This is a genomic window from Nocardioides sp. NPDC057577, from assembly GCF_042801335.1.
Classification (GTDB): Bacteria; Actinomycetota; Actinomycetes; order Propionibacteriales; family Nocardioidaceae; genus Nocardioides.
The window spans coordinates 18,432-29,292 of sequence record NZ_JBHVGB010000059.1; the positions used below are offsets into that span (position 1 = coordinate 18,432).

Annotated in this window: 8 protein-coding genes; 2 read left to right on the forward strand and 6 right to left on the reverse strand. The window is 71.1% G+C overall.

All coding sequences use genetic code 11. The features are described 5' to 3' along the window. Positions 1–18: 18 nt before the first annotated feature. From ACFU7D_RS14040 to pepN, 4 genes are all read right to left on the reverse strand, one after another. Positions 19–1,239: a hypothetical protein gene (locus ACFU7D_RS14040; protein WP_378867930.1), complete on the reverse strand. Its 1,221-nt coding sequence runs from the start codon at positions 1,237–1,239 to the stop codon at positions 19–21. 197 nt (positions 1,240–1,436) lie between these two features. After that, entirely contained in the window at positions 1,437–4,358 is a 2,922-nt protein-coding gene (locus ACFU7D_RS14045; protein ID WP_378867932.1) for an AAA family ATPase, read from the reverse strand. Further along, the gene (locus ACFU7D_RS14050) at positions 4,358–5,557 is read right to left on the reverse strand and encodes an exonuclease SbcCD subunit D (RefSeq protein WP_378867934.1); all 1,200 of its coding nucleotides are present in this window, start codon (positions 5,555–5,557) and stop codon (positions 4,358–4,360) included. Before ACFU7D_RS14050 ends, ACFU7D_RS14045 begins: the two co-directional genes overlap by 1 nt. Before the next feature lie 60 nt (positions 5,558–5,617). Next, the gene (pepN, locus tag ACFU7D_RS14055; RefSeq protein WP_378867936.1) at positions 5,618–8,068 is read right to left on the reverse strand and encodes an aminopeptidase N; all 2,451 of its coding nucleotides are present in this window, start codon (positions 8,066–8,068) and stop codon (positions 5,618–5,620) included. Between the two features lie 37 nt (positions 8,069–8,105). Between pepN and ACFU7D_RS14060 the strand changes: the two genes are divergently transcribed. Further along, entirely contained in the window at positions 8,106–8,543 is a 438-nt protein-coding gene (locus ACFU7D_RS14060; RefSeq protein WP_378867938.1) for an OsmC family protein, read from the forward strand. 13 nt (positions 8,544–8,556) lie between these two features. Here the strand turns inward: ACFU7D_RS14060 and ACFU7D_RS14065 are convergent, their stop codons facing one another. Together ACFU7D_RS14065 and ACFU7D_RS14070 are read right to left on the reverse strand one after the other, a co-directional pair. Beyond that, positions 8,557–9,618, reverse strand: a complete 1,062-nt coding sequence (locus tag ACFU7D_RS14065) for an S-adenosylmethionine:tRNA ribosyltransferase-isomerase (protein WP_378867940.1) — start codon at positions 9,616–9,618, stop codon at positions 8,557–8,559. Continuing rightward, positions 9,615–10,313, reverse strand: a complete 699-nt coding sequence (locus ACFU7D_RS14070) for an SDR family oxidoreductase (RefSeq protein WP_378867942.1) — start codon at positions 10,311–10,313, stop codon at positions 9,615–9,617. Before ACFU7D_RS14070 ends, ACFU7D_RS14065 begins: the two co-directional genes overlap by 4 nt. A 61-nt stretch (positions 10,314–10,374) precedes the next feature. On the opposite strand from ACFU7D_RS14070, the gene soxR reads away from it, so the two are divergent. Further along, a complete protein-coding gene (gene soxR / locus ACFU7D_RS14075; RefSeq protein ID WP_378867944.1) occupies positions 10,375–10,848 on the forward strand; it encodes a redox-sensitive transcriptional activator SoxR in 474 nt (157 codons plus the stop codon). Positions 10,849–10,861: the final 13 nt, after the last annotated feature.

Here is a 10,861-nt window from a genome sequence, read left to right on the forward strand (position 1 = left end):
CTCGGCGTGGTTTTACTTTCAGCTGAGGGTCATGTTGGGCTCGCCGTTGGCGTTGAGCCCGGTGCCGTGGGTGCAGGTGCCGGACCGCGGCGTACCGGCGTTGTAGGCCTGGCGCAGGCAGTTGCGCAGGGCGAGCTGGCCCCAGTAGTTGGGGTGCAGGCTCTCCTGGATGTAGTAGTTGCCGCTCGCGGTGGAGACGGTGCGGATCTGGTTGACCCACTCGGTCTTGTCGACCGCACCGGCGACCTGCCAGCTCGACAGCCCCTTCTCCTCGAGGAGGCCGACGGTGTTCTCGCACAGCCGGCGGCCGGCGAACGCGCTGGTGACGTTGAGCGTCTTGATGTTGGTCAGCCCGGAGTCGGCCGCCGCGCCCGAGATCGCGTTGTTGATCGTGGGCAGGATCGTGTTGTACGCGTAGTCGGCATCCGCGTTCCAGAAGCCGCAGCCGCCGGTGTTCTGACGGGTGTAGCCGGACTCGCTGTAGCGGTAGCCCGAGGAGGTCGCCAGCGGCGAGGGCACGTTCTGCACGATCAGGGTCCAGGCGTTGTCGGCGTAGCCCGCGTTGCGCATGGCGGTGCGTACGTTCTGGAAGGCGGTGGCGATCCGGGCCCTCACCGCGGCGACGTTGCTCGCGGCCATCGCGTTGGTGACGACCGTGTCGTCCTTGCAGTAGTCCTTGAACCAGGACGGCGAGGCCAGGAAGTCCTGGACGCACTGGGTGACGATGGCGGCGAAGTTGAAGTCGTTGCCGCCGATGCCGATCGTCACGGCCTTGACGTTGTGGCTCGCCGCGAAGCTCTGCAGCATGAGGGCCTGGCCCTGGTTGCTGCCGCTGGAGTAGAAGTCGATCCCGGGCTTGAAGTAGCCGCTGGAGGTGGTCGTGTTGACCATCGCCCCGGAACAGGCCAGGTTGAGCCCGCTCACGCCACCACCGAGATACGCCTCGGCGGCCGTGCTGCGGTGGCACCGGTTGATCGTCTCCGCGGTGTGGGTGGCGTTGTCGAAGTACGTCGCGCTGCCGCCCGCATCGATGAGCGACTCGCCGGAGTTGCTGTTGCCTGCCCAGCGGCCGGCTTCCCCGGAGACGTAGCTGTCACCCACGGTGACCATCCACGGCGTGCCGCTGCCGGGGCCGTCGGCGTGTGCGGGGGAGGCCATCAACGATGTTGCCGAGAGCAGGGACGCGGGAAGGAGAAGAGTCGCGGCGACCTTGGCGACACGGGCGGTGAGACGGGGCACGGAAACCTCCGATGAGATCTGGGACCGGCTTCCGCGGTGCGGAGCCGCCTCAGGCTAGAGACGTACGTCACACCAGGGATAGGGCTCGGAGGTAATACCTGTCGCCCGACGGTTAAGTTTTCCCGCGGGCAGCCAAGTCGACCTGAGATCTTTCCGATGTTCGGGTGATCGCCGGACATCCGCCGCCGAGGCGTCGGTCAGCCGTCGCAGACGCGTAACGTCGACCCGCTGCGTCCCTTGCTCACCGCCAGCTGGGTGGGGATGCGCTCCCGCATCTCGGTGACGTGGCTGACCACGCCGATGATGCGGCCACCCTCGCGGAGGGTGTCGAGAACGTCGAGTACGTCATCGAGGGTGTCGGCGTCCAAGGAGCCGAAGCCCTCGTCGACGAAGAGCGTGTCGAGCATCTGGCCGCCGGCTTCGTTCATGATCACGTCGGCCAGGCCGAGCGCCAGCGCGAGGGAGACCACGAAGGTCTCGCCGCCCGACAGGGTGGCCGGGTCCCTCGACTCGCCGGACCAGTCGTCGCGGACCATCAGCGCGAGGCCACCACGGCGGTCGCCGGCGCCCTTGGCCGCGGAGTGCTCCAGGGCGTAGCGCTGGTCGCTCATCTTCGCCAGCCGCTCGTTGGCGGCGGCGACGACCTGGGTGAGGCGGTAGGCCACGACGTAGGCCGACAGGCTCATCTGGAGCTGATTGTCGCTGCTCTTGCCTTCGGCGAAGGAGGCGATCCGGGCCGCGACCTCGAGCTCGTCGCGTACGGGAGCCCAGGTCGAGAGCGCGCCGGTCAGGTCGCGTTGCAGGGAGTCGAGGCGAGCGGCCCGGTTGGCGGCGCTGTCGGCCGCCGAGCGGGCGGCGTCAGCGGCATCGGCGGCCCTGCGGTGGGCCGTGGCGAGGGTCGGCAGGTCCGGCTCGTCGGTGGCCAGGACCTCGGCGGCGCCGGGGGAGTCGAGCGTCGCTCGGGCGGCCGCCAGGCTGTCGGCGTACGTCTTGATCTGGCTGTTCAGCGCCGAGACCCGCTCCGGTGCCAGCGCGGCGGCGAGGGCGCTCCGGGGGGTGTCGAAGCCTGCTCGGACCGCGGTGGCGGTGAGGGTGCGCTCGGCGCCGGCGAGCGCTTCGGCGGCACGGGTGGCCGCCTCGAGCCGCTCGAGGCTCGTGGTCGCCGCGCGCTGGTCGCGCTCGAGCGTGGTGAGCAGGGCGTCGAGATCCGGGTGGTCGCCGCGGACGTCGGTCAGCTGCTCCTCGAGACGCTCGCGCTCGTCGGTGAGGTGGCGCAGCGTGGTCTCGAGCTCGGCGGTGCGGGTCTCGAGCTCGGCACGGAGCGTCGCCGAGCGGGACCGCGTCTCCTCGGCCGCGGTGAGCTCGGCGCGCAGGCCGGCCTCGCGCGCGGCGGTGCGCTCCAGCGAAGCCAGCCGCTCGGCCATCGACCCGGCGGGCTCGTCGGTCTCCCCGGCAGCCTCCTGGGCGAGCTGCAGACGGGTGGTGAGGTCGCGCACGTGCTGGTCGCGGGCGTGCTCCTCGGCGCTGGCGTTGTCGTAGGTCGCCTGGGCCCCCTTCTCGGCCGCCGCGTCGGGGGCGCCGTCGGCAGGGGAGGCCTTGTGGGGATGCTCGTGGGACCCGCACACCGGGCAGTCCGCGCCGACGGCGAGCGCGCCGGCGAGCTCGGCGGCGATGCCGTCCAGCCGGGCCTGGCGTACGTCGAGATAGCGGGTGCGCGCCTCCATGGCGGCCGCCCTGGCCGACTCGTGCCTGGCTCGGGCGTCGTGGAGCTCCTGGGTCAGCCGACGGACCTCGGTGACAGCGGTGACCTGGGCGCGCAGCGCCGGGATGGCCGCGACGGCCTCGGTGGCTGCCGCGAGGTCCGCGGCGAGGGCCTCAGCCTGTTGCGGCAGCTCCTCGGCGAGCCGAGCCTGCTCGCGGGTCTGGGTGAGGAGGCGGTCCCGTTGGGTGCCGGTGGACGCGAGGTCGCGGGTGACCTCGCTCAGACGCCGCTGGACCGGCACCAGGGCGCGGGCCTGCGCGAGCCGGGCAGAGATCCGGTCCACCGCCGACCTGGCATCGGTCACGGTCAGGTCGCTCGGGGCGAGCGAGGCGGCCCTGGCGTGCTCGCGCCGCGCCTGGTCGGTGAGCTCGCTGACCCCGGCCACCGACTCGGCACGCTGAGCGGAGTCGACGCGGCGTACGCGTTCCTCCTGCTCCTCGGCCGCTGCGACGAGACGGCTCTCGGCGGCGGCAGCGGCCCGGAGGCCGCGCTGCTTCTCAGCCATCGCGCGGGCGGCGTCGAGGGCGGCGAGGGTCTCCGACTCAGCGGCCAGGGCCTCCATCGCGGCGCCGGAGGTGACGGCCTGCGACTCGGTGGCCTCCTCGGCCAGAGCGCGGGCCCAGGTGGCGATCGCGCCGTCGCCGGCGGGGAGGCCGAGGTCGTGGACGTCCCAGTCGTCAGGGAGCGTGACCGCCGCGGTCTCGCTGATCCGGCTGACCACCTCGGCGACACCGGCGTTGAGCCCCTCGGAACGCCGCCGGAGCTCGACGCGACGCTCACGCAGCCAGCGCTCGACATCGGCGAAGCGCTCGGTGCGAAAGAGCCGCTCGAGCAGCCGCTTGCGCTCCTCGGCGCTGGAGCGGAGGAAGGCCTGGAAGCGGCCCTGGGGGAGCATCGCGACCTGCACGAACTGCGTCAGCGTCATCCCGAGGAGGTCCGAGACCAGGTGGCCGGCCTCGTCGAGACGGGTGGTGAGGGTGCGCCACTCCTCGCCGACCTGCTCCATGAGCACGACCGAGGCCTGCTGGGTCGTGGTGCCGGCGCCACGCCGCTTGGGCCGCTCCCACGAGGGGGAGCGGGTGATCCGGAAGCGTCGCTGGGCGAGCGTCGCCTCCAGGACGACCCGGGTCGCGACCTCGGCCGGGGCCCGGTCGCTGCGCAACCGCTTCGCGACCGAACGGTCGCCCGGGACGTCGCCGTAGAGCGCGAAGCAGACCGCGTCCAGGACGCTCGTCTTCCCGGCTCCGGTGGCGCCGGAGAGCAGGAAGAGCCCCGCCTCGGAGAGCTGGTCGAAGTCGACGCTCACCGTGCCCGTGAACGGGCCGAACGCGGCGACCTCCAGGTGGTGAAGGCGCATCAGAAGAGCACCTCGAGCCACTCCTCTTCCTCGGCGTCGCCGGAGCGCGAGTCGAGCGAGTCGACCTCGGGGTCCTCACAGCAGGCGTCCACAGCGGTCTGCAGCAGCGCGAGCTCGGCCTTGGCCGCGGGCTCGCCGCGAAGCTCGGCGACGAACTCGGTGACCAGGTCGATGTCACGTCGCGGACGGGACGGGTCGGGCCGGGACAGGGCACCCAGGACGGGCGCGGTCGACTCGAACCCCAGGACGAGCGTGTGCGGGAAGCGACGGCGCAGGCGCTCCATCGCCTGGGCGGGGCGGATCCGGTCGGTCAGGGTGATCTGCAGCCAGGAGGTCTCGTGGACCTCGTGGCGCGGGTCGCTCAGCAGCTCCTCGAGGGTGCCTCGCAGCCTGGCGAGCCCGCGCGGCACCGGGGCCTCCACGAACTCGCTCGCCACGAACCCGGACTCGTCGAGGTCGATGAGCCAGGAGCCCTTGAGGTGGTTGGCCTCGGAGAAGGAGTAGGCCAGCGGGGAGCCGCTGTAGCGCACCGTGTCGGTGATCGTGTGGCGGCCGTGGAGGTGGCCGAGAGCGGCGTAGGAGATGTCTTCGAAGAGGCTGGCGGGCACCATCGAGACGCCCCCGACGGAGATGTCGCGCTCGGAGTCGGAGGGCTCGGCGCCGGTGACGAAGGCGTGGGCCATCACCACGCTGCGGCCACCCCGATCGTCGAGGTCGGCTCGGACCCGTCGCATCGCCTCACCCAGCGCCGCCTGGTGAGAGCGCGACTCCAACCCCCAGGACGCCCTGGCGGCGCCGGGATCGAGATAGGGGAGACCGTAGAAGGCCACCTCGCCGTGCTCGTCGGGGAGCATCACCGGGCGCCCGACCCCGGCCAGGTCGGTGCGGATGAAGATGCCGGCGGCGTCGATCAGCTCGGACCCGAATCCCAGCCGCTGGGCCGAGTCGTGGTTGCCGCTGGTGATGACGACCTTCGCCCGCGAGGCCGCGAGCCGGGAGAGCGCCTCCGAGGCCAGCCGCACCGCGTCGACCTGCGGAAGCGCCCGGTCGTAGACGTCGCCGGATACGCACACCACGTCGACCGATCCCTGCTCCACCACGGAGAGGAGATGGTCGACGTACGCCGCCTGGTGCCCGAGCATGCCCTCCCGATGGAAGGACCGGCCCAGGTGCCAGTCGGAGGTGTGCAGGATCCGCATGAAACGAAAACTATCGGTGAGCACGGACAGTCTTGCCCCCGACTCACCGCCGGAGCCCGCCTACACGGGATAGGTCACCTTGATCGCCAGCTGACGCTGCAGGTTGTCGGCAGCGTCGGAGACCCGACGGCGTACGCCTGGGTCCAGATCCAGCTCGATGACCGCCCGCGCGGCAGCGAGCGTCTCCTCGGTCACCGAGCCGCTCGGGAAGAACGCCTCGGCGGCCTCGGCCAGGCTCCAGCCGGACCGCTTCTCGGCGGTGGCGGGAAGCTCGGCGAAGTAGCGCTCGACGTAGCCCGAGGTGAGCTCGGCCGGACCGGTCCAGAACGCTCGCCCGGCAGCCAGGATGTCGTAGTTGGGCAGGTCGGTCTCGCCGGTGAACACCGACCAGCCGTACGCCTTCGCCTCCGCGTCGGGAATGCTGACCAGCGCGCCGTTGAGGTGGATGCGGGCCTCGTTGGCCGGCTCCGCGTCGTACGCCGCCTGCAGCTCGGAACGATCCGCGTACCCGTTCTCGGCGAGCTTGGCCAGGATGCGCCAGCGCAGGTCGAGATCGGTCTCGATCCCGGCCGGGGGAGTGGCCAGCCACTCCCGCAGCAGGGACTCGGAGGTGGCCGAGCGGATCGCCGTGCGGTAGGCCGAGAGCTGGAGCTCTGAGCCGGGAGCGACCTCGGCGAGCTTGCGCAGAGCCGCCTCGCGCAGCCGCTCGCGCGCGCCGGCGGGTGCCAGCGGAACCACCGCGCCGAAGAGCCAGGGCATGGTGCGCCGCGGGCTGTCCTCGACGTCCTCGACCGGCAGCGAGGCCTCGGCGATGTCGACGACGTCGGCCGGGTCGACCGCGGCGTTGAACCAGGCGCTGCGCAGGTTGTTCCACACTCCGGCGCGCAGGCCGCCGTCGGTCACGTCCGGTAGTGCCCCCTTGAGCGCCTGCACCGTCTCCCAGTCGGGGATGGCCGAGGCCCAGGTGTCGTCGTAGGGGTCGAGCACGACGGCGTTGGCGGCTACCTGGAGCGGCGTCTGGTCGCCGCTCACCGTGATCTCCTGGCTGGTCCACTGGGTGCCGTTGAGGATCGCCGCGCGGAAGGTGTGGGAGCGATTGGCGGGGTGCCGCGACGGGGCGGTGCGGTTGACGACCATCTTGGCCGGGTCCCACGACAGCGTGTCCGGGCCGGCGGTGAGCAGCCACTGGGAGGTGAAGGTGTCGAGGTCGAACTCGACACCCGCCTCGGCTGCCGCGGAGTCCCAGGACGCAAACAGGTCGTGCATCGTCGCGTTGCCGAACCGGTGCTTGGTGAAGTGGTCGATCGCGCCCGCGAAGAAGACCTCGTCGCCCAGGGACGCGGCGAGTTGGCGCAGGATCGCGGAGCCCTTGGAGTAGGAGATCCCGTCGAAGTTCTGCAGCGCGGAGACGGCGTCCTCTGCGCCGTTTCCGGCGACCGAGTGCGTCGAGCCGCGCTGGTCGGCGGTCAGACCCCACTGGCGGCGCGCGTAGGACATGTCGGCCCAGGCGTCGTCGTACTCGGTGACGTCGGCGGTCACTCGGTTGCCCATGTATTCGGCGAACGACTCGTTGAGCCACAGGTCGTCCCACCACTGCGGCGTGACCAGGTCGCCGAACCACTGATGGGCCATCTCGTGGGCGACCGTGGTGGCACGCTGGATCCGCATGCCGCGGGTGACTCGCGAGGTGAACACGAGCGGGTCGCGGAAGGTCACGCAACCGGGGTTCTCCATCGCGCCGGCATTGAACTCCGGCACGAACGCCTGGTGGTAGTTGCCGAACGGGTAGCGGATCCCGAAGAGCCGGTGGAACTCGTCGAAGCACTGCTTGGTGAGCGTGAAGAGCTCCTCGGCGTCCTTGTCGAGGTCGGCGGCGATGCTCTGCCGCGAGCTCAGGGACAGCGGGATCCCGTCGTGCTCGTCGTGAATCATGTGCCACGGACCGGCGACGAGCGTGACGAAGTACGTCGAGAGCGGCTGGCTCCGCTCGAACTCCCAGATCCCGGGCTCGGTCTGGGTCCCCGGCGCGTTGCCGATGACCGTCCAGTCGTGCGGCGCGGTGACGTGGAAGGTGTAGGGCGCCTTCAGGTCCGGCTGGTCGAAGCAGGCGAAGATCGTCGGGGCCGCGTCCATGAAGCACATCCCGTAGACGTAGGCCCGTCCGTCGGCCGGGTCGACGCTGCGGTGAAGCCCCTCGCCGTCGTTGCGAAACGGCATGGTGGCCTCGACGACGAGCTCGTTCGGGCCTTCCTGCGTGCTGATCGGGAGACGCCCCTTGGCGAGCGTGGCCGGGTCGACCGGGCTGCCGTTGAGGACGATCCGCCCGACCGAGACCGGCTTCAGATCGACGAACGTCGGCCCGCCCTTCGAGGTGAACCGGATCGTCGTCACCGAGTGGAAGGTCTCCTCGCTGGAGGCGAGGTCGAGGCGTACGTCGTAGTCCTCGATCTTCAGCAGTCCGGCACGGGCGGTGGCCTCGTCACGGCGCAGGGGCAGGCTCTGGGTGCTCACGTCGCACAGGCTAACTGGCGGATGGCAGTCTTACCCCATGACTTCTGATGCGGCAGACCAGCGCTCGGTATCTCTGGAGAAGATCGGCGAGCACCGCTTCCGCGCGATCAACGCGCGCGGCGGCACCGTGGTGATCGGCCACGGCGACGACCCCGACTTCACACCTGTCGAGCTGCTCCTCGCGGCCCTGGCCGGCTGCAGCGCTCTGGACGTCGACTTCATCACCGCCAAGCGGTCCCCGATGGAGACGTTCGAGGCACTCGCGGCGGCCACCAAGATCCGCGACGAGCAGGGCAACCGCCTCGTCGACATCTCGGTCACCTTCGACATCACCTTCCCCGAGGGCGAGGCCGGCGATGCCGCCCGCAAGGTCCTCCCGGACGCCATCAAGAAGTCCGAGACCCGGCTGTGCACCGTCGGCCGCACCGTCGCCGTCGGCACCCCGGTGAACTACGGCGAGGGCGCCCTCTCCTAGCCCGCCTCGGCGATCACGGGAGCAGGAGGGCGGAGTCGCCGAACTCGTGCCACAGATAGCCGTCAGCGGCGGCGGCGTCATAGGCCGCCTGGGTGAGCTCGGGACCGGCGACCGCCTCGACCAGGAGCAGATGGCTGGCCTGCGGGTCGTGCCAGCCGGTGATGAGCCCGTTGACGACGTACGGCGGGTTCGCCGGTGTGATGACGCGGTCGGTCCACCCGCTCGCCGCCCTGACCGCGCCCGTCGCGGGGATGACCGCCGACTCGAGGGCTCGGGTGACGGTGGTGCCGGCCGCGACGACGCGGCCACCGGCGTACCTGGTCTGCTCCACCAGCCGTGCCGTGGTCTCGGAGACCTCGAACCACTCCGCGCCGGGGGCCTCGCCTGCCTCCTGGGAGGAGACGCCGGTGTGCAGGGTGATGGGCGCGATCTGGATGCCGCGGGTGACCAGCTCGGTGACCAGCGGGTGGGTGAACGGGCGCGCCGCCGACGGCATCTCGGCGCTCCCGGGGCGGTGCCCGAAGATCGTCTGGTAGGCGGAGAGCGGGTAGCGCCGGTCGAGATAGCCGTAGGCGATGGGGCGGCCGGCATGCTCGAGCTCGGCGGCGACGTCGCCGGTGACCCGGGCGCGCCACAGCCGGTTGCCTTCGCCGGTGGGGGAGGAGGCGCGACCGTCGGGGTAGGGCTCGCGCAGGGTGACCCGGAGGCCTGCGGTCACGACCACGTCGCCCTCGGCGGCGTCGAGCACGGAGCGGGAGGCGTCCGGAGCCGAGCGGATCTCCACGGCCCAGCCGGTGTCGAGACGCTGAGCGAGATGGAGGACGACCCGGCCGCGGCCGACCATGTCGGCGTCGAGCTGGCGCGCCTCGGTCACCGAGTCGTTGACCACGACCAGGTCGCCGGGGGAGAGGTGGTCGGCAAGGTTGCGGAACCGCGCATGTCGTACGCCGCCGGGTTTCGCCACCAGGAGGCGTACGCCATCGCGCTCGAGCCCGCGCCACTCCGCGGGCGCGGGGGCCGTGGTGTCCTCGGGAAAGGGGAAGGTGGTCGTCGGTCGTTCGGCGAGCATCGTCATCGGGTGGCTCCAAGCTGTGCGAGATCGGTGGCGCGGTAGCGCCCGGTCGGCTCGTCGCCGGCGAGCAGCGAGAGCAGGTGCGGAACGACCGATTCCGGTAGCGGTCGGTCGGAGATGTCCTCGCCGGGGAAGGCGTCCTGGTGCATGGCGGTACGCATGTCGCCGGGGTCGACGGCGTACGCGCGGATGCCGTTCTCCTCACCGAGGGTGAGGATCAGGTGGTCGAGCGCGGCCTTGCTCGCGGCGTACGTTCCCCAGGTCGGGTAGTGCTCCACCGCCGCGTCGCTCGAGATGCCGATGAGGGTCCCGCGCGAGGCGATCAGGTAGGGGAGGAGTCGCTGGGTCAGGGTGAGCGGGGCGAGCAGGTTCGTCTCGAGCACGCGCGAGAAGAGGCTTTCTGGGACCTCGGCCAGGGGAAGCATGGGGCCGAGCTCGCTGGCGTTGTGCACGAGCAGGTCGAGGCGTCCGTGCCGGGCGACGGCGGCGGCGATCGCGTCCTGATGGTCGAGGTCACGTACGTCCCCGCTCAGCGTCGTCACCCGAGAGCTGCCCGGCAGCGCGGCATGGAGACGGTCCGCGTCGCGGGCGTCGGTGACGACGTTCCAACCCTTGTCGATGAGGGAGGTCGCGAGAGCGAGCCCCAGCCCCGCGGATCCGCCGGTGATGACGGCTACTTCGTTGTCTGATCTGTTCATGCCCCCTAGGATTCAACCTAAAGTGAACTTGAGATCAAGGGCTGTGACAGAAAAGAGTGAGATGAACACCCACGACCTGCTCACGATGGGCGAGGTGACCCGGCGCAGCGGCTATGCGGCCTCCGCGGTGCGTTACTACGAGAGCCAGGGCCTGATCCGGGCCGAACGATCGGCCGGGGGACAGCGGACGTTCGAGCGCAGCGTCCTGCGCCGCCTCGCCTTCATCAGGGCGGCCGCCAACGTCGGGCTGTCGCTGGACGAGATCAAGGCCGAGCTCGACTGCCTGCCGGGGGACCGGACGCCCACCAAGGCCGACTGGGCCCGGATGTCCAAGCACTGGCGCCGTCGCCTCGAGGAGCAGATCCACGCCCTCGAGCGCCTCCGCGACAACCTCGACTCCTGCATCGGCTGTGGCTGCCTCTCCCTGCAGCGCTGCGGCATCTCCAACCCGGGTGACGCCGCCGCCGCCCAGAGCACCGGCGCCGCGTACCTCCCCAAGGTCCTGCGCCGCGACCCTCCCCGCCGCCGGGCCTGACCCAGCCGAGGCG

What these genes read in the sequence shown, in the direction of transcription:
- ACFU7D_RS14065 (WP_378867940.1), bottom strand. Translation starts at nt 9,618, where the DNA reads ATGACGATGCTCGCCGAACGACCGACGACCACCTTCCCCTTTCCCGAG.
- ACFU7D_RS14045 (WP_378867932.1), bottom strand. Translation starts at nt 4,358, where the DNA reads ATGCGCCTTCACCACCTGGAGGTCGCCGCGTTCGGCCCGTTCACGGGC.
- ACFU7D_RS14050 (WP_378867934.1), bottom strand. Translation starts at nt 5,557, where the DNA reads ATGCGGATCCTGCACACCTCCGACTGGCACCTGGGCCGGTCCTTCCAT.
- soxR (WP_378867944.1), top strand. Translation starts at nt 10,375, where the DNA reads ATGAACACCCACGACCTGCTCACGATGGGCGAGGTGACCCGGCGCAGC.
- ACFU7D_RS14070 (WP_378867942.1), bottom strand. Translation starts at nt 10,313, where the DNA reads ATGAACAGATCAGACAACGAAGTAGCCGTCATCACCGGCGGATCCGCG.
- ACFU7D_RS14060 (WP_378867938.1), top strand. Translation starts at nt 8,106, where the DNA reads ATGACTTCTGATGCGGCAGACCAGCGCTCGGTATCTCTGGAGAAGATC.